The sequence below is a fragment of the Allobosea psychrotolerans genome (genome assembly GCF_002917105.1).
Classification (GTDB): domain Bacteria; phylum Pseudomonadota; class Alphaproteobacteria; order Rhizobiales; family Beijerinckiaceae; genus Allobosea; species Allobosea psychrotolerans.
Genome location: NZ_PQFZ01000015.1, coordinates 1 through 24,683, shown reverse-complemented (window position 1 = coordinate 24,683; position 24,683 = coordinate 1). Strand labels below are relative to the sequence as shown.

Here is a 24,683-nt window from a genome sequence, read left to right as displayed (position 1 = left end):
CTACTCCGCCGCGAGCGCCAGGCGGCGCAGGCGCAGCTCGGGATGCTCGTGGAAGGGCTGCAGCGGCGTCATCCAGCGACGCAGGGTCTCCGCCGCCTCGATCCGCGCCGAGAACGGGTCCTTGCCATGGACGGTCCAGGCGATCGCGCCATCGAGTTCGAGCAGGCCCCAGGCGCCGGCCGGCTCCGGCAAGGTGGTGAAGCTTTCGGTCAGCGATTGCAGCGTCAGATGCGGAATGCCGTCGACCGTCGTCAGCGTGTTCCAATGGACATGGCCGGAGAGGCAGATGACCGGGACCTTGGCCTGGCGCAGCACGGCGCGCGCCCGCTCCGCGCCGGGATAGGTCGAGAATTCGGGGTTGCGCTCGAAATAATAGTTCCCGGTCTGGCCATGACCGGAGATCGGGACATGGCTCATGATCGCGAGCGGGCGGTCGGCCGCGTTCACGATCGCCGCGAGCCAGAGCAGATCGGCCTCCTGCAGCACGAAGCCGCCGGGGCGGTGGATCTTCGAATCCGCGGCCCAGAGCACGAGACGCCAGTCGCCGAGATCGATGATGCGATGGCCGAGCGGCTGGCCCAGGATCGCCTCGTTCTCGGCGACGCTGAGATGGTCGCGGTCATGATTGCCGCAGAGATGGAAGCGCGGCACGGCAATGGCCGAGAAGGCCTCGGCGACCTCCTGCTCCAGCCGCAGGTCGGTCGCATGGTCGCGGTCCGAGATGCGGTCGCCGAGATCGATCACGGCGTCGGGCCTGGCCTGCGCGACGAAGCGGCGGAACTCGGCCATCAGCGGCAGAGCGTGAGCGCCCATCTTGGTGAAGCTGTTTTCGCCGTGATGGATGTCGGCGACGAAGGCGAGGCGAAGGGCTTTGCTCATGGCGGGGCTCGCGGGGGGGAAGGAGGGGATTGCAAAAGCGGGCGATGGCTTGCATCGCCACAACGAGCCCTCATCCTGAGGAGCAAGCCGACGGCTTGCGTCTCGAAGGATGCTCCAGATGGTTCCGGAGCCTCCTGGACCATCCTTCGAGACGCCGCCGACGCGGCTCCTCAGGATGAGGGCTGAGGATGTGACAGGGGAGAGCGCCGCCCCTTGCCCGAAAACAGCCGGGCAAGGGGCGGCAACCTCAGTCTCAGCGGGCCGCCAGCGTCACGCGGCCGGCGCGGAAATCGAGCACATAGGGGATGTGTCCGGGCAGCGGCCGCCAGGCAAGCGAGCGCTTCATGCCGTAGGATTCATAGGGCTGGTAGAGCGGCAGCACCGGCGGGTCGTTCTTGATCATCTGCATCAGTCCGGCATAGGCCTGCTTGCGCTCAGCGAGATCGGTCGAGTAGCGGAACTTCTCCCACAGCGCGCTATAGGCCTCGTCGGCCTTGAAGCGGCCTTCCGAGGCGGAGTTGCCGGTCGGCGCCCACATGATGCCGAAGGAGCCGGCGGGGTCGGGGAAATACATCGGGTTCGACCAGTTGCGCGCCATCATCGAAGGCTCGGAGCCGGTCCATTGCTCGGTGACGTTGAGCTGGGTCTTGACGCCCACAGCGCCCCACATCTCCTGGATCGCCTGCGCGGCGAGCAGGCCGTTGGTGTAATAGGCGGCCTGGGTGTCGAAGCGGATCGGGAAACCGTCATAGCCAGCCTCCTTGAGCAGGGCCTTGGCCTTGGCGGGATCATATTCGAAGGTGTCGAGCTCCGGCATGTAGAGCGGGCCGAACTGCGCGAATGTATGCGAGCTCGGCACCTTCGCCTTGCCGAACCAGAGCGCCTCGTTCAGCGTCTTGCGGTCGATGGCGTAGGACAGCGCCTGGCGCAACTTCGGATTGGCCATCTTCGGGTTCTGGGTGTTGAAGATGACGACGTGGAAGAGCGGCGTCTGCATGCCCTCGACCTTGAGCTTGGCGTCAGAGGCGATCGGATCGAGCTGGTCGGGCGGGATATTGGTGATGAGGTCGACCTCGGCGTTCTTCAGCGCGGTCAGGCGGCCCGAGAGCTCCGGAATGCGCTGGACCGTGACCTTCTGGAACGGCGCCTTCTCGCCCCAGAAGCCGTCGAAACGCTCATAGACCAGCTTCTGGTTGGGCACGAATTCGGTGATCTTGTAGGGGCCGGTGCCGACGGGCTTGAGCGCAAAGGCCTCGAAATCGCTGGGCTCGGCGACATTGGGATCGCCCGTCAGGGCCATGACGTATTTCTTGGGCACGATCATGCCCTGCTGCACATTGAGCAGGGTCTCGAACAGCGGCTCCGGCTTGGTGGCGGTGATCCGCACCGTCTCGGCGTCAACCGCCTCGACCTTGGCCATGTTGGGCAGCGTGTCGCGCTTGCGCACGGTATAGGGCGGGAAGGTCGAGTTGATGATGCGGTCGAAGGAGAAGACCACATCCTCCACCGTCATCGGGTCGCCATTGTGGAAGGTCACGCCCTGGCGGATCTTCAGCTCGATCTGCGTCGGCGAGACCTGCTTCCAGCTCGTGGCGATGCCGGGCTGCCAGACGCTCTCGGCGCGGCTGGCGTCCTTGCCGATCAGCGGGTCGAAGGCGTTGAAATAGAATTGCGAGCCGACATTGGAGAAATCGCGGCCGGGATCCAGCCAGGGCGCCATGTTCTGCACGCCGACCTTGAGCTCCTGCGCGGCGGCGAGCCCGGTGAGCGCGGTGGTGGCGAGCGCGGCAGTGAGCGCGGTCTTCAGCAAGGTCTTGAGCATGGTTTTTGCCCTTTCGAGACGAGCGGGAGAGGAACAGGCGTGGGACGCAGACTTGGCAGACAGACTTGGCAAGCAGACTTGGAACGCAGGCGGCCGTCAGCGTTCGCGCAGGCGCACGTCGAGATGGTCGCGCAGGAAATCGCCGAGCAGCATGGCGGCCAGGCTGACGAGCACGATCAGCAGCGCCGGCACCGCCACGATCCAGGAGGCGGAGGCCATGTAGTCGCGGCCCTGCCCGACCATGGAACCGAGCGTCGCGGTCGGCGGCTGGACGCCCAGCCCCAGGAAGGAGAGCGCGGATTCGAGCAGGATCAGGTTGGAGAAGTTCAGGCTCGCCATCACCACGATGGGCGAGACGATGTTGGGGATCATGTGCACGGTGGCGATGTGCCAGCGCGTCGCGCCGGCCGCCCGCGCCGCCTCGACGAAGGGCAATTCCCTGAGGCCGAGCACCTGGGCGCGCACCAGCCGGGCGAAATGCGCCCAATAGGCGATCCCGAGCACACAGATCAGCACCGCGACATCGGTCCCGGCCAACGCGATGACGAGGAGCGCGACGAGCGTGAAGGGCAGCGACAGCATGATGTCGACGAAGCCCATGATCAGCGCATCCGCCCAGCCGCCGAACAGACCGGCGACGAGCCCGAGCGAAACCCCGAGTGCAAGCCCGATCAGCGTGCCGAACAGGGCCAGCGCCAACGTCAGCCTGAGGCCATGGAGGCAGCGCGAGAGCAGGTCGCGGCCAAGCTGGTCGGTGCCGAACCAATGCGCCGGATTGGCGCGCTCGAAACCGATCGGCGGGCGCAAGCGGGCGAGCAGCTTCTGCTGGTCGGGCTCGAAGGGCGCAAGCGCCGGCGCAAACAGCGCGAGCAGGACGAGGATGAGCGCGAGCAGGGCCGCGCCCGCGACGAGGACATTCACGCCCGCCGGCCAGGCGAAGCGCCCACGCGGCCTGGGCTGCGTGTGCGGCTTGGACTGCGGCGGAAAAGCGATATTGGCGTCCAGAATCTTGGCGTCGAAGGTATCGGTCATGACCGCTCAGGCTCCAGCCAGGCGCACGCGCGGATCGACCAGCGCATAGGTGAGATCGACCAGGAGATTGACGAGGATCACCGCGCTCGCGACGACGAGGACGCCGAATTGCAGCACCGGGTAGTCGCGCTTGATCGTCGCGCCGACCAGGAGATCCCCGACCCCGTTCCAGGCGAAGACGGTCTCGACCACCACCGCGCCTGAGACCAATGTGGTGATCTGCAGGCCGAGCACGGTGATGACCGGGATCAGGGCATTGCGCAGGCCATGCTCGAGGATGATCGCGCGCTCGGACAGGCCCTTGGCGCGAGCGGTGCGCATATAGTCCTCGGAGAGGACGTCGAGCATGGCATTGCGGGTGTAGCGCACCAGCGCCGCGACGAAATAGGCCGACAGCGCGATCGTCGGCATGACGTAATGCAGCAGCGTGCCGGAGCCGGCGCTGGGCAACCAATGCAGCGTGTAGGAGAAGACCAGCAGCAGCAGGATGGCGAGCACGAAGTTCGGGATGGCGTAACCGAGGAAAGCCGCGAAGAGCACGCCGCTTCCACCCGGCCGGCCGCGCCAGATCGCCGCCAGGATGCCGGCGGGCACGCCGACGCCGATCGTCAGCGCCAGCGTCGCGACCAGCAGCGAGGCGCTCTGCCAGAGCCGCTCTGTGAAGATCGTCGCGACCGGCCGGCGCTCCATCAGGCCGAGGCCGAAATCACCCGAAAGCAGCGAGCGCCAGAACAGCCAGTATTGCTCGATGACCGTGCGATCGAGCCCCCAATAGGCGATCATCTCGCGCCGCGAGGCTGCATCGAGCCCTTCCGGCATCAGGAAGTCGATCGGGTTGCCGGTCAGACGGGTGGCGAGGAAGACGACCGAGACGATCGCCCAGAGCGTGATGGCCATTCGCAGCACGCGGCCGGTGAGGAATTCGAGCATGTCTTCCCCCTGCCTGGGTTGCCACGGGACATCGCGTCTTCTGCCCGGCTTCCGCCCCGGCTGTGCTGCGATGGCGATGTGGTGGCAGCGCTTCATGACAGGACGATGAACTTAGCTCAGTAAATACCGAATTTGACACTGAGTTAATCTCAGTACATGGCTTCACGCATCCGGCCGCCAGATTTTGAGATTCGCGCGATGGGCTCGCTTCAGGATGTTCACGGTTGTCTCGTCGATCTCGACGGAACCCTGGTCCGCGGCCAACAGGCCCTGCCGGGCGCGAGCGCTTTTCTCGAGGCGCTGGAGGGCCGTTTCGTCATCGTCTCCAACGATGCCGAGCATACGCCGCTGGAGCTGTCGCGCGGCCTGAAGCGGCTTGGCCTGGCGGTCGCTCCGCGCCGCATCGTGCTTGCGGGAACGACTGCGCTCGACGAGCTCGCGCTGCGCCTGCCGCGCGCCCGCGTCTTTATGATGGCGAGCAAGAGCCTGATGGCGCATGCACGCGACATCGGGCTGGTGCCTGTGCAGACACGGCCCGACATCGTCTTCCTCGGGCGCGACCGGCAGTTCTCCTATGAGCGCCTGATGATCGCGGCCAATGCGGTGCGCGACGGCGCCGAGCTCGTCGCCGCCAATCCCGACCTCGTCCATCCCGGCCCCGATCGTGCGATCGTGCCGGAAACGGGCGCGCTGCTGGCGGCTGTCGTCGCCTGCACCGGCCCGGTGCCGCACCGCGTCATCGGCAAGCCCGAGCCCGCCCTGTTCGAGGCGGGGCTTGCCCTGCTCAAATTGCCCAAGCGCGCCGTCGCGATGGTCGGCGACAATCCGGCCACCGACGGCGAGGGTGCGCGGCGCTTCGGCCTGCGCTATTTCGAGATCCGCGACGGGGTGTTCCCGCTCCTGGGCGGCGCTACGCCTCAGCACGAAGGCACCGGACTATTGGCCTTGAGCGCATGACGACCGCGAAGCCCGCCTCCAAATCCGCGGCGATCCGCAAGAGCCCGTCATCCTCCGGCCTGGAGGGCGCGCTCGATCGCCTGCAGGCGCTGCGCGCCAATCTGCCGCCGACCGCCGCCCGCATCGCCGATTTCTTCATCAGCCATGCGGGCGAGGTGGTGCATATGTCGGTCACGGAAGTCGCCGAGCGCACCGGCGCCAGCGAAGGTAGCGTCATCTCGCTGTGCCAGCAGCTCGGCGCGCGCGGCTTCCAGCAGGTCAAGATCGCGCTGGCGCGCGATCTGGTGCAGCCGGTCCAGTTCATCCATGAGGATCTCGCCCGCAGCGACGACACCGGCACGGTGATCGAAAAGATCTTCCGCAGCGACTTCCAGGCCCTGCACGACACCATGAAGGTGCTCGACACCGGCGCGATGGAGGCGGCCGTCGCCGCGATCCTGAAAGCGCGCCGCGTCGAGCTCTACGGCATCGGCAGCGCCGCCCCGATCGCGGAGGACGCGAATTACCGCCTGCTGCGCATCGGCGTCGAGGCCAAGGTGGTGGTCGATTCCCATGTCCAGGCGATCAGCGCGTCGCTGACCGGGCCGGATGTGGCCGTCATCACCATCTCCCATTCCGGCTCGACGCATGAGACCGTGACGGCGACCAAGCTCGCCAAGGAGGCCGGTGCGACGACGATCTGCATCACCAATTTCGGCAAGTCACCCTTGCTCGCCCATGCCGACATCGTGCTGCACACCATGGCGCGCGAAACCCAGTTCCGCACGGAGGCGATGACCAGCCGCATCGCCCAGCTCGCCATCATCGACGCGCTGATCGCCTGCCTGTCGCTGGCCGATTACGACAAGGCCCTGGCGACGATCGGCAAGACCTTCGACGTGCTCTCGACCAAGCGGTATTGAGGGTCCGTGGAGCGAAACGCCGCTATTTACGCTCGGAAACCCCGCCTCATGGTCGGACTTGACCCGACCATCTCGAGAACCGGAGCACTCTGGTCATGAGATTCTCGGATCAATGCTAAAAACTCGCGCCCAGTTTTTAGCATCCTGCTCCGGCCCTCAGTAAACATCGGCCTGATAGCGCCCGGCCTTCTTCAATGCTGCCACATAGGCCACGGCCTCATCGGCCGAGCGACCGCCATGCTCGGCGACGACATCGACCATGGCCCGCTCGACATCCTTGGCCATGCGCTTGGCGTCGCCGCAGACATAGAAATGCGCGCCCTGCTCCAGCCAGGCGAAGAGCTCGGCGCCACGCTCGCGCATACGGTCCTGGACGTAGATCTTCTCCTTGCCGTCGCGCGACCAGGCCAGGGTGAGGCCGGTGAGCACACCCTCCTGCTTCATCGCGTTCAATTCGTCCTCGTAGAAGAAATCCGAGGCCCGGCGCTGATGGCCGAAGAAGAGCCAGTTCCGGCCCGGCGCCTTCGTCGCCCGACGATCATGCAGGAAGGCCCGGAACGGGGCGATGCCGGTGCCGGGGCCGCACATGATGACCGGCGTCGCGGGGTTTTCCGGCAGGCCGAAGCCATGGGCACGCTGGACATAGACCGGCACTTTGTCGCCGGGCTGGACCCGCTCGGCGAGATAGGTCGAGGCTACGCCCCAGCGCGGGCGCGTGCCGATCTTGTAACGCACCGTATCGACCGTCAGCGTGATGCGGCCGGGCGTGGCGCGATGCGAGGACGAGATCGAATAGAGCCGCGGCTGCAACGGATCGAGCGCCTCGACGAAAGCCTCGGCCGAGAGCTTCGCCTGGCCGAATTTGTGCAAGGTGCCGAGCACGTCGAGCCGGTCGAGATCGCCATCGGGATCCTCCCCCGCCGCCAGGCGCTTGGCCTTGGCGCGGGTTTCACCGCCCGTGACATAGGAGATCAACTGGAACAGCGCATCGGGTGCCGGTCCGAGCGCGCAATCGCTGATGAGCGCCTCACGCAGCGTCTTGCCGTTGACGGGCGCGTCCGGCCGCGCGCCGAGCAGCGCGATCACCGCATCGGCCAGGCGCGGATCGTTCCGGGCGACGATGCCGAAGGCGTCGCCGACGATGTAGTCGAGCCCACATTCCGAAAGATCGAACTCGACATGCCAGGTCTCCTTCTCCGAGCCCTCGCCATTGAGCTTGCGGCGCGAGAGGAAGGTCGCCATGGCCGGGTTTTCGCGCGAACGCCCAAGCGGGCCGGCAGGCGCGGCCGCGGCGGCTTCCGCCATCGGCGCGGCAGGAGCGGCACCGCCCTCCTCCACCAGCGTCTTCAGCATGCGCAGCGTGTCCTTGCCGCCGGGCGCGCAGAGGTTCAGCCGTGGCTCCTGCCCGGAGGCGATCGCAGCCGAATAGGTCTCGCAGACATAGCCGCACTGACCGCAATCCTGCTGCGCCATGGCGGCGAACAGCTTGCGCGGCAAAGGCTTGCCCTCGGCAAGCTTCATGCGCTCCGCCATCTCCATCGCCGGATCGTGCCAGGGCGCGCCGTCATCGGCCGCGCCCATCACGGCGGCATTCTCTGCGGGCGATAGCGCGGTGACGCCGGCATTGTCGAGCGAGAGCAGGCCGGCGAAGAAGCCGTTCAACCAGGAACGCTGTTCCTCGGAGAACGGCGCGGTCTCGGGCAGGACCTGGACGATGGGGGACGGCGTCTGGACGGTCATGCCGCGTCTCCGGTTTGCGCGACCAGCGCCTGCAACGCCTCGATCTCGTGGCGGCGGGCGAAGGCGACGAAGCTCTCGTCGGGCGCGGCGCGATGGATCTGCCAGGTGCGCAGGACCGCCTCGACCAGTGCCGGAGCGTCCTCGGCCCGAACTTTTTCGCGGAAGGGCCGCGCCATGCCGCCATCGACGCCATAGCCGCCGCCGACGAGCAGATCGTAACCCGGCACGGTGTCGCCCTCTTCATTGACCGGCACCTTGGCGCCGATCAGGCCGATATCGCCGATATAGTGCTGGGCGCAGGAGTGGTGGCAGCCGGTCAGGTGGATGTTGACCGGCATCTCCAGCGTGATGCGCGGCTCGCAATGGGCGGCGATGGCGAGCGCATCCTCCTTGGTGTGGGCGGCGGCGAATTTGCAGCCCGTCGCGCCCGTGCAGGCGATCAGCCCGGCGCGCAGGATCGAGGTCTCGGCGGAGAGGCCGATCGCCTCGAGATTGGCGATGACATCCTCGACCTTGGCGTCCGGCACGCCGGAGATCAGCAGGTTCTGCCAGACGGTCAGGCGGATATCGCCATCGCCGCAAGCGTTGGCAATCGAAGCGATGACGCGCATCTGCGCCACGCTGAGCTTGCCGACCGGCAACGCGACACCGACCCAGTTCAAGCCGGGCTGAGCCTGCCTGTGCACGCCGATATGGGCGAGGCGGTCATAGACCGGGCGCGGCTTCACCAGGCTCGCATCGACCCGGACCAGCTTGCGCCCAAGCTTGTCCTCGACCGCGGCGAGGAATTTATCGAAGCTCCAGGCATCGAGCACATATTTCAAGCGCGACTTGTTGCGGTTGGTGCGGTCGCCATGGGCGATGAAGACGCGCACGATGGCGTCGGCGACGGCGACCGCATCGGAGGGCGCGACGATGACGCCGGTGTCGCGGGCGAGGTCGTGATGACCGGTGATGCCGCCCAGCGCCAGGCGATACCAGATGCCGGGCTCAATCGACTGGCCTTCGAAACTGGCGCCCTCGCCCAGCTCGATCGCCTGGAAGCCGATATCGTTGGTGTCCTCCAGCGTCGCGATAGACCCCGCGCCGTCGAAGGCGACGTTGAACTTGCGCGGCAGGCCGTAGAGCGAGCGGTCGTTCAGGATGTGGTGGTGCCAGGCCCGGGCATGGGGACGCGTGTCGAGCAATTCGAGCGGGTCGATGCCGGCGGTGGCCGAGCCGGTGACGTTGCGGATATTGTCGGCGCCCGAGCCCTTGGCGGTGAGGCCGAGATCGGCGAGGCCTTCGAGCAGCAGCGGCGCGTTCTCGGCGCTGATCTCGCGGACCTGCAGATTGGCGCGGGTGGTGACATGGGCGTAGGGGCCGCAGAACTTTGCCGCGAGATCGGCGACGCCTTCGAACTGCCAGGCCTTGAGGATGCCGTTGGGAATGCGCAGCCGGCACATATAGCTGTTCTGCGCCGGGGCCACGTAAAACAGGCCGTGATAGCGCCAGCGGAAATTATCCTCCGGCTTGGGATAGGTGCCGGCCTCGGCCTGCGCCTTGAAGCGGGCATAGGCGTCGAAGGGGTGCTCGACCGCCTTCCATTTCTCCTGGTCGACCAGCTTGCCGCCGGCGGCGACGGCGCGGCCTTGCGCCTCCTGGTGCTCCCTGTCGGGCCCGGCCGGCGCGGCGGCGCCGGCACCCGCAGCCCCGCCGAGCGGGCCGAGCCCACGCGCGGCGCGGGCGGACTGCATGCCGCTCATGAAGCCTTCGAGATAGCGCTTCTGGTCCGGGCTGAAATCGTCGCTCATGTTGGTTCTCGGTCATCCCGGACGACGCGAAGCGGCGATCCGGGACCATCCTCAGAATGAGGCGCCGTTGTTGGCGCCGTACGCGTCTCGCGATCCCGCATCTGCGCAGCAGCACTTCGTGCCGCAGCGCGTGCGGGATGACCTGCCATCATCACGCCGCCTCGACGAAGCGGTGGCGCTCGTAGAGGAATTTCAAAACCGCCTCGCGGGCGGCGATGTAGCTGCGGTCGGCGACCAGATCGAGCCGCTTGCGCGGGCGCTCGAGCCGGACGTCGAGCACCTCGCCGATGCGGGCGGAGGGTCCGTTGGTCATCATCACGATCCGGTCCGAGAGCAGCACGGCCTCGTCGACGTCATGGGTGATCATGATCATGGTGTTCCCGAGCGCGGCATGGATCTGCATGATCGAATCCTGCAGATGGGCGCGCGTCAGCGCGTCGAGCGCACCGAAGGGCTCGTCGAGCAGCAGGATCTTGGGCTCCATCGCCAGCCCGCGGGCAATGCCGACGCGCTGCTTCATGCCGCCGGAGATCTCGGCCGGGCGCTTGTCCCTGGCGTGGGCCATCTGGACGAGGTCGAGATTGTGCATGATCCAGTCATGCCGCTCGGCCTTGCTCTTCTGGCCGCCGAAGACCTTGTTCACGGCGAGCGCGACATTGTCGTAGACGGTGAGCCAGGGCAGCAGCGAATGGTTCTGGAAGACGACGGCGCGCTCGGGCCCCGGCGAATTGACCTCCTTGCCCTCCAGCAGCACCGCACCGGCGCTCACCGGGGTCAAACCCGCGATGATGTTGAGCAGGGTCGACTTGCCGCAGCCGGAATGGCCGATCACCGAGACATATTCGCCCTTGTCGATGACGAGGTTGATGTCCTTGAGCACCTCGGTCGTGGCGGCGCCGCGCTGGAAGCGTTTGTCGACATGGTCGATCTTGAGATAGCTCATCGCATCCTCCTCAATTGGTCAGGGTGCCACGGGTGACGATGGTGCCGACGAAAGCGACGAGGCGGTCGAGCACGAAGCCGACGACGCCGATGTAGATGAGCGCCACGATGATGTCGGACAGGCGCGAGGAGTTCCACGCATCCCAGATGAAGAAGCCGATGCCGACGCCGCCGGTCAGCATCTCGGCCGCGACGATGGCAAGCCAGGACAGGCCGACGCCGATGCGTAAGCCCGTGAAGATGTAGGGCGCGGCGGAGGGCACCATGATCTTGAAGAAGAACTCGATCTGGTTCAGCCGCAGCACCTGCGCGACATTGCGGTAATCCTGCGGGATGTTGCGGATGCCGACGGCCGTATTGATGATCACCGGCCAGATCGCGGTGATGAAGATGACGAAGATCGCCGAGGGCTGGCTGTCGCGGAACGCCGCCAGCGAGAGCGGCAGCCAGGCGAGCGGCGGCACGGTGCGCAGCACCTGGAAGACCGGATCGAGCCCGCGCATGGCCCAGACCGACTGGCCGACGAGCGCGCCGAGCAGCACGCCGACGACCGCCGCCAGGCTGAAGCCGATGGCGACACGCTGGAGCGAGACCAGGATGCGCCAGCCCAGGCCGATATCCTGCGAGCCGTTCCAGAAGAACGGCTCGGTGATCAGGTCCCTGGCTTCCTCCCAGATCTTGGTCGGCGGCGGCAGCGAGGATTGCGGGCCATGCGCGGAGAGCTGCCAGACCAGCAGGATCAGCGCCACCGTGATCAGCGGCGGCAGGATGTTGACCAGCGCCGCGCGCAGCCAGGGGCCGAGCCGATCGACCAGTCGCCTGCCCGCGACGCCTGGCAGCGCCACCACCTCTGCCTTCACGCCCGGCAAGGCGACAACCTTGGCGCCCGTGGTCGCTGTCTTCAAGGCAGCCTGACCCATTCCGATACTCCTCTGGTTGAGTTCTTCCGTCGCGTCCGTCATGCCGCCACCGTCTCGCGCGACTGCGCGCCGATGCGCCGGATTTCCGGCAGGCAGGAGCCGCAATTCGTGCCGGCCTTGAGCTGCCGGCCGATATCCTCGGGCGTCATCGCGCCGCCACCGGCGAAGGCCGCGCGGATCGCATTGAGGCCGACGCCGAAACAGGCGCAGACCGTGGGGCCGGGGTCGGCGCCGCCGGGCTTGCGGCCGGCGAGCAGCCCCAGCCGGCTCTCCACCGCTGCGTCGGGATCGGCGAAGGCAAGCTTGACCGTGTCCCAGAGCGGCGCGCGCCCAGCGGGCGCGACGAAGAGCGCGGCGACCAGCCGGTCCCCAATCGTCGCCGCGCAACGATAGGCGCCGCCTTCGCGGTCGATCATCTCGGTGAGACCGTCCTCACCGAAGGCCGAGCGCATGGCCGCCATCAGATCATCGACCGAGGCGTCGGTCGCAAACAGCCGGCCCTGCCCGCCTTCGACCGCAACGCTCGCCCACCAGCTTCCCGCCGGCAAGGCGAAGGCCTCGCGCGACAGCACGAAGCCCTGCGATGCATAGCTGACAGGCGCGATCGACGAGGGCGTCGCCTTCATCTCGGGCTGGCCGGAATAGGGATCGCAGAACGGCTGCACGGCCGCGCCGATGCGCGCATCCGACGCCGTCTGCGCCGACCAGTGGATCGGCGCGAAGAGCGAGCCGGCCGGCACGCCCGCATCGCCCAGGACCTTGAGCACGACCGCGCCATGGGCGTTCGCGATGCGGGCGAAGCCGCCCTCCTCCAGGCCGAACCGCGCCATGTCGGCTGGGTTCACATGAACACCGGGCTCGCTGACATGGGCCGAGAGGCGCGGGCTCAGGCCGGTGCGCGTCATGGTATGCCAATGGTCGCGGACGCGGCCCGTGTTGAGCAGCAGCGGAAACGCCTCGCTCGGCTCAGCCGCCAACGCCGGCATGGCGAGCGGCTTCATCTGGGCGCGGCCGTCGGGCGTGAAGAAGCCGCCATCGGCGAAGAGGCGCGCCGTACCCTGCGACTTGCCGGCCGGCACGGGCCATTGCACCGGCCTGAGCGCGTCATAATCGCGCCTGGTCAAAGCGGCATGGGCGCCGATGTCGAAATCGCGGCTGCCGACATTCTCGAACGCGGACAGCGCGGCGTGCTCGGCATAGATTTCGGACGCATCGGCGAAGCCGAAGCCGGCGGCGAAGCCCAGCCTCCTGGCGATCTCGCAGATGATCCACCAATCCGGCCTGACCTCGCCTGGCAGGGGCAGGAAGGCACGCTGGCGCGAGATGCAGCGCTCGGAATTGGTCACCGTGCCGTCCTTCTCGCCCCAGGCCGCAGCCGGCAGGATGACATGCGGCCTGGCGGCGAGCGTGTCGTTGGAGAGCACATTCTCGGAGACGATGAAGAGATCGAGCCCCTGCAGCGCCGCCATGACATGATCGGCGCGCGGCAGGGAGACGGCCGGGTTGGTCGCCATGACCCAGAGCGCCTTGATGCGCTTGTCCGCCACCGCATCGAGCATGGCGACGGCCTTCAAGCCTTCATGCTGCGCCATGTTGGGCGCATTCCAGAAGCGGCGGACGCGGTCGATCTCGACAGCCGAGTAGCCCATATGGGCGGCGAGCATATTGGCGAGCCCGCCGACCTCGCGCCCGCCCATGGCGTTGGGCTGTCCGGTCAGCGAGAACGGCCCGCCACCGGGCCGGCCGATGCGGCCGGTCGCGAGGTGGCAATGCAGGATGGAGGCGACCTTGTCGGTGCCTTGCGCCGACTGGTTGACGCCCTGGCTCCAGGCCGTGACGACGGCAGGCGTGCCCGCCCAGAGCGTGTAGAAGGCGGCGATGTCGGCCGGGCTCAGGCCGGTGCGCGCGGCAACAGTGGCGATGTCGGGCGCGATGCCGCGCGCATTCTCCAGCACGGCCTGGAAACCGCTGGCGTGGCGCGCAAGATAGGTCGCATCGGTCAGGCTGTGCTCGGCGAGATGGACGAGGAGCCCTGCGAACAGGACGCTGTCGGAGCCCGGCCTGAGCTGCAGGACGAGGTCGCAATCATCGGCGGTGGCGGTCACGCGCGGATCGATGACGACGACCTTGGCGCCGCGCTCGCTACGGTTCTGCTGGATGCGACGGAACAGCACCGGGTGGCACCAGGCGGTGTTCGAGCCGACCAGCACGATCAGGTCGGCACTGTCGAGGTCCTCGTAATTGCCCGGCACCGTGTCGGAGCCGAAGACGCGCTTGTGACCGGCAACCGTGGAGGACATGCACAGCCGCGAATTGGTGTCGACATGGGGCGAGCCGATGAAGCCCTTCATCAGCTTGTTGGCGACGTAATAATCCTCGGTGAGGAGCTGGCCGGAGAGATAGAAGGCGACGGCCTCGGGGCCCTCGCGCCGGATGAGCGAGAGCAAGCCCTCGGCAACCGCATCGAGTGCGAACTCCCAACTGACGCGGTCATAGCCGCCGGCCGCATTGCGCTTCAGCGGGTGCAGCACCCGGCTGCCCAGACTGAGCGTCTCACCCAGCGCCGAGCCCTTCGAGCAGAGCCGCCCGAGATTGGCGGGGTGAGCGGGGTCGCCCGCGATCGCTGCTCCGCCCTTGCCATCGCGCCTCGCCAGAACGCCGCAGCCGACCCCGCAATAGGGGCAGGTGGTGCGGATGGCCGGATCGGGAATGCCGGGGCCGAGCCAGGTGTCGTCGATGCGCATGTCAGGCCGCCTCCACGATCCGCCCATCGGCGCAGTAGGATTCGCCGAAGGGCAGATCGGCGCGGATCGCCGAGATGTCCTGCCCGGAGCGGATCAAGCCGAGATAGAACAGCGCGCCTTGCGTATCGCCGACGAGGACGCAGCCCGCGAGCCTGCCCTCGCGCAGCACGAATTTGCGGTAGATGCCGGCGGTGGGATCGCGCAGCACGACGATCTCGGCGCCCTCGCCCGCCTCGAACTCGCCGGCCGAGAAGACGCCGACGCCGCTGACCTTGAGATTGGTCGCAAGCAGCGAGCCGGCATAAGCCGCCTCCACCCCTGCGGATTTCTGGCCCGCAAGCCGCATCGCCAGCACGCGCGCCTGCTCATAGGCCGGCTCGACGAGGCCATAGACCTGGCCGCGATGCTCGGCGCATTCGCCGATCGCGAAGACATTGGCATCCTCGCTCGCCATCGCATCGTCGACGACGACGCCGCGATTGACGGCAAGCCCCGCCGCCCTGGCGAGATCGACATTGGGCCGCACGCCGATGGCGATGACGACGAGATCTGCGGGCATGATCGTGCCGTCCTGAAGCTCGACGCCCTCGACCTTGTCCGCACCGACAAAACCCTTGGTCGCACTGTTCAGCCGGACAGCGATGCCGCGCGCCGTGATCGCGGCCGCGAGCAGGCCCGCGCCCTCGGCATCGAGCTGGCGCTCCATCAGCCGGTCGACCAGGTGCAGCAGCGTGACCTTGCCGCCGGCTTTTGAGAGACCATAGGCGGCCTCGAGCCCGAGCAGGCCGCCGCCGATGACGACGATGCGCGCCCCGCGCTGCGCATAGGCCCGCATCATTCCGACATCGGCGGTGTCGCGGAAGGTCGCGACGCCCGGCAAATCGCCACCCGGGAAAGGCGGCTTCAGGGGCTTGGAGCCGGTGGCGAGGACGAGCTTGCCGTAAGGCAGGACCAGCCCGTCCTCCAGCGTGACAGTCCTGGCTGCACGGTCGACACCGGCAACAGCGCGGCCATAGATCATCGAGACGCCGCGCGCGCGCCACCAGGCGGCGGGCTTCAGCTCGATATCGGGCTCGGCGATCTCGCCCGCCAGCAAGGGCGAGAGCAGCACCCGGTTATAGGCAAGCCGGCCTTCCGCGCCGATCACCGCGATGGAATAGCGACCGAGCGCGCGCTGGCTGAGCTCGTCAACCAGCCGCGTCGCGGCCATGCCCTTCCCCACGATGATCAGCGGCTCGGCCATGCGATCAGGCCACCCGCTTGATCTTGAGCGCCTTGAGATAGTCCAGCGGCGCGGCAGGATCGAACTTCACGCCGTCGAAGAAGGTCTCGACGCCGCGCGAGTCGCCCTTGGGCGGATTGGCGACGCCCAGCGTCTTGGCCGCATCGAGCCACAGATCGGAACGGTTGGTCTTGTCGACCAGGGCCTTGATGTCGATCGTGTGCTCGAACTTGCCCCAGCGAATGTTCTCGGTGACGAACCAAGTATCGAGACTCTTCCAGGGATAGGAAACGGAGCCGCCCTCGCCCCAGAATTTCATCAGGAGCTTGGAGTTCTTCACGATCTTGCCGCGGCCGTAGTTGATGTCGCCCTTGATGCGGCCGATAATGTCGGGAACCGGGACGTTGAACCATTGGCGGCGGCCGATGATCTCGGCCATCTCCTGCTTGTTCTCCATCTTCTCGCACCACATCTGCGCTTCCATGGTCGCGAGCATGATGGCCATCGCCGCCTTGGGGTTCTGGTCGACGAAATCGGCGCGCATGCCGAGCACCTTCTCGGGATGCTTGAACCAGATCTCGCCCGTGGTCGCGGCCGTGAAGCCGATGTTCTGATTGACGAGCTGCTCGTTCCAGGGCTCGCCGACGCAGAAGCAATCCATGCTGCCGACCTTCATGTTCGCGACCATCTGGGCAGGCGGAACGACGATGGTCGAAATATCGCTGTCGGGATCGATGCCGCCGGCGGCGAGCCAGTAGCGAATCCAGAGATCATGGGTGCCGCCCGGGAAGGTCATCGCGGCCTTCACCTCCTTGCCGGCTGCCTTCTTCTTGGCGAAGGCCTCCTTCAAGGCCGATGAATCGGTGCCGACGTTCAAGTCCTTGTATTCGTTGGAGACAGACAGGCCCTGGCAGTCCTCGTTGAGGCGAAGCAGCGTGTACATCGGCAAGGGCTGGCTGTTCTGCATCACCTTGCCGGTGCCGTAGAGATAGGGCTTCGGCGAGAGGATGTGGCCGCCGTCGATGCCGTTGGCCTTGAAGCCAAGCGCCATGTTGTCGCGCGTCGCGCCCCAGGACGCCTGTTTGGCGATATCCATGTCGGGGAGGCCGTATTTGGCGTAGATGCCCTTCTCCTTGGCGATGATCAGGGGCGCCGCATCGGTCAGCGCGATGTAGCCGAGGCGCGTGCCCTTGAGCTCCGGCCCCGGCGTCTGGGCGAAGGCGCCCGAGGGCAGCGCGGCCCTGGCAGCGGCGAGCAAGGCGGCCGCGCCGGAGAGTTGAAGGAGCTGGCGGCGGCTGGCGGCGGCCTTCACCGGCTTCACGCTGGTCTCGACTGTCTCTGTCATCGATCGCCTCTCTGCTGGACTGAAAACTGGGGTCTGGGTCGAACTCGTCTGCGCCGCCAAAACGAAAAACGCCGCGCGAAAGCACCTGGGTGAGGCACGTTCGACAGCGGCGTTGCTGTGCGTTTCGATCTGAAATTGGGCGCGGGCAGCCTTGGCCGCGCTAACTCGATACAAACAAGGATCGTGCCAACCGGATCAAGCCGGAGCAATTCTTAGAATTTCAACAGCTTAGAGGTATCGCGCCCCTGCCGATCATGGTCGCGGCGCGCCTTATTGCGCCGCACAATTCAACCGCAGTCGCACAAAAAATGCGCAGATCCTCAGATGCGATTGCCGCTGCCCGCAAAGAGAGCAGGCCGGAAGACCGCCTTGGCCTGCTCCGTCATCTCCGGGCTGCGGATGATCTGGCCGGCCTGTTCCATGCCTGCGAGAATCCAGTTGGCATGCTCGGGATCGGGCCGCAACGCCTCGCGGTCGAAGCGGATGAAGCGCTCGACCTTGCGCGGCGGCCGCCCTGCCCCCTGCAGCAATTCCCAATGCAGCACCGGCTCCAGGATATCGGCGGGCAGCGCAAGCCGATCGGGCTTCGACAGATGCAGGGCGAGGCGGCCGAAATTAGCGGGCTGGCAGGCCCAGTCGCTCGCCCGCAGGATCGCGGCGTTGAGTTTCGCGACGGCCGCCGCGCGCCGTTCCGCATCGTCGGCGCGCCAGGCCAGGACCTTTTCAGGGCAGTTGCGGCGCAGATCGACTCCGCAATGCAGCATCGCGCCTATGCCGGCAGCAACGGCCGTCGCGCTATATGGCGCGCCGGCGCAGAAGCCATCGACCCGTCCGCTGGTCAAAGCTTCGACTGTCTGGGGTGGCGGCACGACCTCGAAGCGGACATCCTCGCCAAGCTTGATCCCACCCTTCGCCATCCACTCACACAGGAGATAGGTGTGACTGGAAAAGCCGAATACGGCGGCAAAGGTCAGCGGCGGCAGACCGGAGGCCTTGCGCCGCACGACCATGGCGGCGAGCGCCCGCGCGGAGACGGCAGGATCGGCCATGTCTCCATCGCCAAGCCGCGCCATCTCCTCAAAACGGCGCAGCGACACCGTAATCGCGCTGCCATCGAGATTGAGCGCGATCGGCACCGCCATCGGCGCCTTGACGCCGCCGATCCCCAGCGTCGCGGCGACCGCCGCCGGGCCTAGCATATGGGCGGCGTCTAACAGCCTGACATTGAGCTTGTCGCGCAGGTTCGACCAGGAGACCTCGCGCACCAGTTCGAGATTGAGGCCCTCGGCCTCGGCGAAACCCTCGTCCTTCGCCAGGATGACGAGGGCGCAATCGACCAGCGGCATGAAACCGACGCGTAAGTGCAGGGTCATTTCAGCACCTCGGCGGCTGTGATGATGGAGCGCGCGATGTCGACGAGCTTGCGCTTTTCGTTCATCGCCGTGCGCCGCAGGAGCGCATAGGCCTCGTCTTCAGGCAGGCCCTTCATGCGCATGACAATGCCCTTGGCGCGGTCGATCGTCTTGCGCTCCTCGAGCTGCGAGCGGGCCTCGTCGAGCTCCTCGCGCAATTTGCGGAAGGCGTTGAAGCGGCTGATGCAGGTCTGCAGGATCGGCTGCATGCGCTCCTTCTTCAGCCCGTCGACGATATAGGCGGAGACGCCGGCCTCGACCGCGGCCTCGATCGAGGCCGAATCCGACTGATCGACGAACATGGTGATCGGCCGCCGGACATGGCGGCTGACCAGGAACATGTCGGCGAGCGCGTCGCGGCTGGGGTCCTCGAGGTCGATGACGACCACGTCGGGATCATGCAATTCGATGGCCGCGACCAGCCCGTTGGTCGCGCCGATGCGGACGAGATCGGTGAAGCCGGCCTCGCGCAGGCCCTCATCGATGATGGCCGCGCGTACCGGATTGGCATCGACGATCAGGATTTTCAGGTCTGGTCTCATGGTCCGCAAGGAGGCGCCGGCATGTCCCCCGCAAGTGTTCGCCACCAGGAGGTGTTACGCCGGTGTCGACAGGCTGGGAAGCCAGCAAGACTCAGGCCAGCGGCCGCGAGGCCTCACGCGGCAGGGGCAGCCCGGAGCCCGCCTGCCGTCTCGATGAACGCGACCACGGCGTCGACCCCCTCCCCCTCCTTCGTATTGGTGAAGACGAAGGGGCGTTTTCCCCGCATCAGGCGTGAATCCCGGTCCATGACGGCAAGATCCGCGCCGACATGGGGGGCGAGATCGGTCTTGTTGATGACGAGCAGGTCAGAGCGCGTGATGCCCGGCCCGCCCTTGCGCGGGATCTTCTCGCCGGCGGCGACATCGATGACGTAGATCGTCAGATCGGCGAGCTCGGGCGAGAAGGTCGCGGCGAGATTGTCACCGCCGGATTCGATCAGGATGATGTCGAGATTGGGGAACTTGCCCCGCATCTCCTCGACCGCCGCGAGGTTGATCGAGCAGTCCTCGCGGATCGCGGTGTGGGGGCAGCCGCCGGTCTCGACGCCCATGATGCGCTCCTGCGGCAGCGCGCCCGCCACCGTCAGCAGGCGCGCATCCTCCTTGGTGTAGATGTCGTTGGTGATGGCGCAGAGATCATAAGTGTCGCGCATGCGCTTGCAGAGCACCTCCATCAGCGCGGTCTTGCCGGAGCCGACGGGGCCGCCGATGCCGACGCGCAGGGGGCCATGAGGAGAGCGTGTCACCGATCACAATCCTTTGAAGAGCAGAACCGCGTAGCCTGCGGCGATCGCGAGGCATAGAGGCGCGTAGCAACACCTGTCGAGCGTGGCGAAAGGTTCGAGCGCATGCTTTCGCCGCCAGGCCGGGACATAGCCCGCGATGCCTCGTAGCAAGAACACGGCCATGATCGCCACGCCCGCGCCCTGAATCAGCAGGCGGGGCGCCACGCCCGCGAAAGCCCCGGCGAGCAGCAACGGCCAGAGCGCCGTGACCGCAATCGCGGCGGCAACAGTGATGGACAGGAGCGGCGGCGGCATGCGCTTCAGCCTCGCATCGCCGACGACGGTGCCGACGAGGCCCTGCTGGGTCGAGGCCGGCCAGAGGCCGCCCAGCCCCCAATAGACATGCAAGCCTGCGATCGCGGCCAGAACGAGCGCCAGAGCCGTCGCAACCGCCATGATCACGAGCGGAACAGCCGCGAATACTGGGCTTCATGTCGCAAGGATGCGAGATCGGAGCGCAGGGCGCAGCCGCCGAGATCCTCGAGCGTCGCGATCTCGGCTACGGCCGCAGCTTCATGCAAGGCCGGCACGAGCCCCGCCGTGATGCGCTGCCCGTCGGTCTGGCCGACAATGCCGAGCCGGACCGAGGCCGAGACGAGATTGGCGACGAAGCCGAGCCCATAGGCCTCCAGCGAAGGCCGCAGCGGCAGACCGTGACCGGCGGCCGCCACGCCGACCGCGACGGGATAGGCGATATCGCCCGGCCAGGCGCTCCGCAGGCGCTCGATCGCCTCGCAGGGCCAGGCGGCGCGTATGGCCGCGATGAAGGCGTTGCCCTGCGTCACCGTCTCCAGCCGGCGCTCGCCCGAATTGGCCAGCGCCAGGGCCAGCTCCGCCGTCTCGATGAGGCCCGCATCGCCGCCGGCTGCCACCATGCGGCAGGCATTGGCGAACAGGATCAGGTCATTGCGCAGCGAGCCATGGACGACGAGGGCCTCGAGCCAGTCCCGCAGCGTCGCGGCGTCGTGCAGATCGCCCGCCTCGAAAGCCCATTCCAGCCCATGCGAATAAGCGAAGGCGCCGACCGGGAAGGACGGCGACAGCCAGACCATGAGCGGGAGATGGGCCGACGACATGAGCGGCGCTCAATGGTCGTGGCTATGGCCCTTGTGACCATGCTCGGCGCCATGCTTGTGGCCGTGGTCATGCCCGCAGCCGCAGTCGTCACCATGAGCATGCGCTGCGTGGTCATGGTCCTTGTGGTCATGCGCCTTGTGGTCATGGGCTTTGTGGTCATGGGCCTTGTGATCGTGGCCCGCATGGTCGTGCCCGTGATCATGATGGGCATGATCATGGCCGTGGCCGGCATGATGGTCGTGGCCGCAGCCGCAGGCATCCGCCGCATGGGCGTGGCCATGGTCATGCCCGTGATCGTGATGGTCGTGGCCATGGTCATAGGCGCCGCGCTCGGGCTGGAAGGGACGCGTCACCGCGCTCATGGCGCAGCCCTGGCCGCGGACCATCTCCGCCAGGACATGGTCGTTCTCGATATAGATCGCGTCGCCGCTGATCTCGGCCGGGGTGTGGCGGTTGCCGATATGCCAGGCCAGCCGCATCAGGCGCAGCGGGTTCTCGGCGCGGATCTCGAGCAGGCTTTGGGCGGCCGCCTTGATCACGACCAACCGGCCGTCCTCAAGCCTGACCGCGTCACCGTCGCCAAGCGCGGTCGGCTTGTCCAAGTCGAGCAGGATGTCGAGCCCGCCATCGCCCTTGAGCGCGAGACGGCGGCGATTGCGATCCTCATGGTCGAGCGTCAGCGTCTCGACGATCTTGTCCGCCTTGACCGCAGCCTTGCGAACGACGGAGGTGGCACGCAGCATGATGTTAAACCCGTGACGATGGTGGATCAGAGACGGTCGATGGACCGCGGTTCGACCACTTCGATCACCGGAGGCGCGCTGACGCAAGCCCCTGCGACATTGAGGAAGGCAATGAGATGCGGCGCGGCCATGTGCCGATCGATGTCGGCCCGTGTCTCCCAATGCTCGACGGTCAGGAAGCGGCCGGGTTCGGTGAGGCTCTCATGCATGTCATAGGAAAGGCAGCCCTGCTCGCGACGGGTGGCGGTGATGCAATCATGCGCGGCAGCGGTGAATTTGGCGCGCGCCTCGGCCAGCACATGCGCTCGCGCGATGACGATAATCGGATCGGACATACGGCCTGAAACTCCGGAACGATCGAGGGTTGCTTGATTCATCGATTACATCTCGACGTTGTATCCGGATGCAACAGCACAAGCTGCATGGTTGACCGAAGATTAACAAAAAAGACGCGTCGGAGCCTTGCGCGAAAAGGGGCTACCGGCTTTTCGCAGGAGCAATGCCCGCATGCGGAGGTTTCCGTCCGAATGCGACGTGATCTAGCGTCCGGCCATGCCCGCTGCTGCGATCTTGCGGGGCTGCTCCTCACTGAGCCCAGCGCGCTTGTCGAAGGCCTTCTGCGCCCGGCTGATCTCGCCATGGTGCTCATAGGCCCACAGGCCGAGCGCCTGGACCGGCAGCCAGAGCGAGCGGCCGAGATCGGTCAGTTCATAATCGACGCGCGGCGGGATCGTCGGGAACACCGTGCGGTTGACCAGCCCGTCGCGCTCGAGCCCGCGCAAGGTCAGGGTCAGCATGCGCTGCGAAACGCCATCGACCATGCGCTTGATCTCATTGAAGCGCCGCGGCCCGTCGCCGAGCAGGCGGACGACCTGGACGGTCCATTTGTCGCCGATGCGGTTCAGGATCGGTGCCACGACGCGGCAGCTATCGGTCACATCCGTGTGCCCCTGTTCCAAAAATGTGCCTCCTTGTCGCGATTTAGACAGGCTCGTACATAGCCTCAGTATCAAACATATACCAAAGAGGCTTCTCATGAAACTGCTTCATCTCGACTCCAGCATCCTCGGCGACAACTCCGCCAGCCGCGAGGTTTCGGCAGCCATCGTCGCCCGCCTGCGCCAGGCCGATCCGAGCCTCGACGTGACCTATCGCGACCTTGCCGCCGACCCCATTCCGCATCTTTCCGGCGCCTATCTCGCCGCAGCCGCCGGCGCGCCGGGCTTTGAGGCGCTCCAGCAGGAGGTCGCCACCAGCACGGCGATCATGGACGAGTTCCTCGCCGCCGATATCGTCGTGATCGGCGCGCCGATGTACAACTTCACCATCTCGACCCAGCTCAAGGCCTGGATCGATCGCATCGCCGTCCGCGGCAAGACCTTCAGCTATTCGGAAAACGGCCCCCAGGGCCTGGCCGGCGGCAAGCGCGTCATCATCGCCGTCGCGCGCGGCAACATCTATTCACCAGGCGCGCCCGCAGCGCCGAACGATTTCCAGGAGCCCTATCTGCGCGCCGTGTTCGGCTTCATCGGCATCAGCGATGTCGAATTCGTCCGCGCCGAGGGCATCGCCTTCAGCCCCGAGCACCGCAAGGCCGCGCTGGCGAGCGCGCAGGAGACTGCGGCTGCGCTCAAGCCGACCCTGCCGAAGGCGGCGTGAAACCCACTCCGCCCTCACCGCCTGCTCAGGCCAAAGCGGCGATCTGAGAGAGCGATCGGTCGATCGGTCGCGCCCAACCGTCGCGGCCGAGCGCGCGCGCTTCGTCCAGTGCGTCCTGCAGCTCGAATGGCGCGGCCTCCCGCAATGCCGTGACCAGCGCCGCCGCCTGGGCGAGGTCCTTGCGGCTCTTGGCGGCCTCATGCGCCCCGCGCTTCTGCGCCAGAATGAGCTTGTGCACCGCGAAGCGCGCGGGGCGCGGGAGCGAGACCGCCACGCCCGCTCCGTGCAGCGCGACGGCTGGAACGGGCTCTTCGATCAACCAGTCGAGATGCTGCAACGGAACAGCTCCCGCGGCGAGCGCCTTGAGCGGCATCGGATTGCGATCCGAGCGCCGCCGCTGCGGCGTCAAGAGATCGACGACGAAGCTCTCGGCATTGCGGAAGCGCGCCGGCGGAGCCTTCGGATCGAGTCCAGGCAAGGCGGCGAAGCTCGCATCGGCCTTTTGCAGGATCGCGATCATGCTGTCTCCCGCGATCTCGCCGTCGAGCGCGAGGTCGGCCGTGGCGAGATCGGCATCCTGCGTCATCACCGTGGCGGAGGGCAGGATCGCGCCGAGAAGCGGCGGATAGCATTGATAAGCCGCCGTTCCGACCAGCACTGCGCCACGCCGGAACAACCCGGCATGAGCAACGGCATCGAGCACTTTGCCGAGCGTCGGCGTGGGGCCGGGGATGAGCCGCCGCAAGGTCGAGACGAGCCGGCGTCGCTCCTGCCGGCGCACCATCTCGGCTTTCGCCGCCTCGGCGCGGGCGATGACGGCGGGATCGTCGGCCCGGCCAAGATGCTCGACCGTGCGGCTCGCGCCGACCCAGCGCTGAAGGCGCAGATAACGCGCGCCCGCGATCGTGGTCGCGACGACCGTCGCCTCGTCGGACGAGGCCATCCCGACCTGCTGCTGCAGATCGGCATAGAGCGTCTGGATGTTGAGCGGGATGCGCTGCATGAAGGCTTAGTAGCACAAATCGCCGTTTGTGCTACTAAGTTGAGCTTATTGCCGAGACTACCGTCATTGCGAGCACCCGGGTCGGCAAGCCCGAGTACAGGCTCCGCGAGGCAATCCAGGAGATGACGCGCGATGCCTCCCTGTTGGGGTGGACGGCCCCCGATCGGCATCTTTGTGCCAAGGTGAGGTTGTCGAAGCATCACCTGAGGGGACCGTCCATGGATCATGTTATAC

At 66.8% G+C, this 24,683-nt stretch carries 23 protein-coding genes; 3 read left to right on the top strand and 20 right to left on the bottom strand.

The genetic code is table 11. The features are described 5' to 3' along the window. The 4 genes from CYD53_RS21420 to CYD53_RS21405 form a co-directional block, all read right to left on the bottom strand. Positions 1–879 carry a metallophosphoesterase family protein gene (locus tag CYD53_RS21420; protein WP_103720128.1) on the bottom strand — a complete coding sequence of 293 codons (879 nt, stop codon included), beginning with the start codon at positions 877–879 and terminating at the stop codon, positions 1–3. A gap of 253 nt (positions 880–1,132) precedes the next feature. Next, positions 1,133–2,701, bottom strand: coding sequence for an ABC transporter substrate-binding protein (locus CYD53_RS21415; protein ID WP_103720127.1), 1,569 nt, complete (start codon positions 2,699–2,701; stop codon positions 1,133–1,135). Between the two features lie 96 nt (positions 2,702–2,797). After that, complete coding sequence (locus tag CYD53_RS21410) at positions 2,798–3,733, bottom strand: ABC transporter permease (RefSeq protein WP_103720126.1); 936 nt, start codon at positions 3,731–3,733, stop codon at positions 2,798–2,800. A gap of 6 nt (positions 3,734–3,739) precedes the next feature. Next, positions 3,740–4,663, bottom strand: a complete 924-nt coding sequence (locus CYD53_RS21405) for an ABC transporter permease (RefSeq protein WP_103720125.1) — start codon at positions 4,661–4,663, stop codon at positions 3,740–3,742. Between the two features lie 198 nt (positions 4,664–4,861). Here CYD53_RS21405 and CYD53_RS21400 point away from each other — a divergent pair, with 198 nt between their 5' ends. After that, complete coding sequence (locus tag CYD53_RS21400; protein ID WP_181011966.1) at positions 4,862–5,620, top strand: HAD-IIA family hydrolase; 759 nt, start codon at positions 4,862–4,864, stop codon at positions 5,618–5,620. Further along, positions 5,617–6,522 (top strand): MurR/RpiR family transcriptional regulator, encoded by a 906-nt coding sequence (locus CYD53_RS21395; RefSeq protein WP_103720123.1) that lies wholly within the window; start codon positions 5,617–5,619, stop codon positions 6,520–6,522. Before CYD53_RS21400 ends, CYD53_RS21395 begins: the two co-directional genes overlap by 4 nt. Before the next feature lie 156 nt (positions 6,523–6,678). On the opposite strand, the gene CYD53_RS21390 is transcribed toward CYD53_RS21395, so the two are convergent. The 15 genes from CYD53_RS21390 to CYD53_RS21320 all read right to left on the bottom strand — a co-directional run bounded on the left by CYD53_RS21390 (position 6,679) and on the right by CYD53_RS21320 (position 22,746). Beyond that, positions 6,679–8,262, bottom strand: coding sequence for a sulfite reductase subunit alpha (locus CYD53_RS21390; RefSeq protein ID WP_103720122.1), 1,584 nt, complete (start codon positions 8,260–8,262; stop codon positions 6,679–6,681). Continuing rightward, positions 8,259–10,055 (bottom strand): NirA family protein, encoded by a 1,797-nt coding sequence (locus tag CYD53_RS21385; RefSeq protein ID WP_103720121.1) that lies wholly within the window; start codon positions 10,053–10,055, stop codon positions 8,259–8,261. Before CYD53_RS21385 ends, CYD53_RS21390 begins: the two co-directional genes overlap by 4 nt. Before the next feature lie 151 nt (positions 10,056–10,206). Continuing rightward, positions 10,207–10,998, bottom strand: coding sequence for an ABC transporter ATP-binding protein (locus CYD53_RS21380; RefSeq protein WP_103720120.1), 792 nt, complete (start codon positions 10,996–10,998; stop codon positions 10,207–10,209). Between the two features lie 10 nt (positions 10,999–11,008). Continuing rightward, positions 11,009–11,917, bottom strand: a complete 909-nt coding sequence (gene ntrB, locus CYD53_RS21375) for a nitrate ABC transporter permease (protein ID WP_103720119.1) — start codon at positions 11,915–11,917, stop codon at positions 11,009–11,011. 38 nt (positions 11,918–11,955) lie between these two features. Continuing rightward, entirely contained in the window at positions 11,956–14,661 is a 2,706-nt protein-coding gene (locus tag CYD53_RS21370; RefSeq protein ID WP_103720118.1) for a molybdopterin-dependent oxidoreductase, read from the bottom strand. A gap of 1 nt (position 14,662) precedes the next feature. Further along, the gene (locus tag CYD53_RS21365; protein WP_103720117.1) at positions 14,663–15,904 is read right to left on the bottom strand and encodes an NAD(P)/FAD-dependent oxidoreductase; all 1,242 of its coding nucleotides are present in this window, start codon (positions 15,902–15,904) and stop codon (positions 14,663–14,665) included. A 4-nt stretch (positions 15,905–15,908) separates the two neighbouring features. Continuing rightward, positions 15,909–17,228 carry a CmpA/NrtA family ABC transporter substrate-binding protein gene (locus tag CYD53_RS21360; protein ID WP_103720116.1) on the bottom strand — a complete coding sequence of 440 codons (1,320 nt, stop codon included), beginning with the start codon at positions 17,226–17,228 and terminating at the stop codon, positions 15,909–15,911. Positions 17,229–17,548: 320 nt separating this feature from the next. Further along, positions 17,549–18,601: a CmpA/NrtA family ABC transporter substrate-binding protein gene (locus tag CYD53_RS21355; RefSeq protein WP_103720115.1), complete on the bottom strand. Its 1,053-nt coding sequence runs from the start codon at positions 18,599–18,601 to the stop codon at positions 17,549–17,551. After that, positions 18,598–19,182: an ANTAR domain-containing response regulator gene (locus tag CYD53_RS21350; protein WP_103720252.1), complete on the bottom strand. Its 585-nt coding sequence runs from the start codon at positions 19,180–19,182 to the stop codon at positions 18,598–18,600. Before CYD53_RS21350 ends, CYD53_RS21355 begins: the two co-directional genes overlap by 4 nt. 113 nt (positions 19,183–19,295) lie before the next feature. Next, complete coding sequence (gene ureG / locus CYD53_RS21345) at positions 19,296–19,928, bottom strand: urease accessory protein UreG (RefSeq protein WP_103720114.1); 633 nt, start codon at positions 19,926–19,928, stop codon at positions 19,296–19,298. A gap of 3 nt (positions 19,929–19,931) precedes the next feature. Further along, positions 19,932–20,363, bottom strand: a complete 432-nt coding sequence (locus CYD53_RS21340) for a DUF3995 domain-containing protein (RefSeq protein ID WP_103720113.1) — start codon at positions 20,361–20,363, stop codon at positions 19,932–19,934. Positions 20,364–20,365: 2 nt separating this feature from the next. Next, the gene (locus tag CYD53_RS21335) at positions 20,366–21,043 is read right to left on the bottom strand and encodes an urease accessory protein UreF (RefSeq protein WP_103720112.1); all 678 of its coding nucleotides are present in this window, start codon (positions 21,041–21,043) and stop codon (positions 20,366–20,368) included. Between the two features lie 9 nt (positions 21,044–21,052). Then, positions 21,053–21,787 carry an urease accessory protein UreE gene (locus tag CYD53_RS21330; RefSeq protein ID WP_103720111.1) on the bottom strand — a complete coding sequence of 245 codons (735 nt, stop codon included), beginning with the start codon at positions 21,785–21,787 and terminating at the stop codon, positions 21,053–21,055. Positions 21,788–21,813: 26 nt separating this feature from the next. Continuing rightward, the gene (locus tag CYD53_RS21325; protein ID WP_181011965.1) at positions 21,814–22,122 is read right to left on the bottom strand and encodes a putative quinol monooxygenase; all 309 of its coding nucleotides are present in this window, start codon (positions 22,120–22,122) and stop codon (positions 21,814–21,816) included. A gap of 204 nt (positions 22,123–22,326) precedes the next feature. After that, on the bottom strand, positions 22,327–22,746 hold the full coding sequence (locus tag CYD53_RS21320; protein ID WP_245928367.1) for a winged helix-turn-helix transcriptional regulator: 420 nt from the start codon (positions 22,744–22,746) through the stop codon (positions 22,327–22,329). Positions 22,747–22,822: 76 nt separating this feature from the next. On the opposite strand from CYD53_RS21320, the gene CYD53_RS21315 reads away from it, so the two are divergent. After that, positions 22,823–23,446 carry an FMN-dependent NADH-azoreductase gene (locus tag CYD53_RS21315; RefSeq protein WP_103720108.1) on the top strand — a complete coding sequence of 208 codons (624 nt, stop codon included), beginning with the start codon at positions 22,823–22,825 and terminating at the stop codon, positions 23,444–23,446. Between the two features lie 25 nt (positions 23,447–23,471). Here the strand turns inward: CYD53_RS21315 and CYD53_RS21310 are convergent, their stop codons facing one another. Continuing rightward, a complete protein-coding gene (locus CYD53_RS21310; RefSeq protein ID WP_103720107.1) occupies positions 23,472–24,449 on the bottom strand; it encodes a GSU2403 family nucleotidyltransferase fold protein in 978 nt (325 codons plus the stop codon). Between the last annotated feature and the right edge of the window lie 234 nt (positions 24,450–24,683).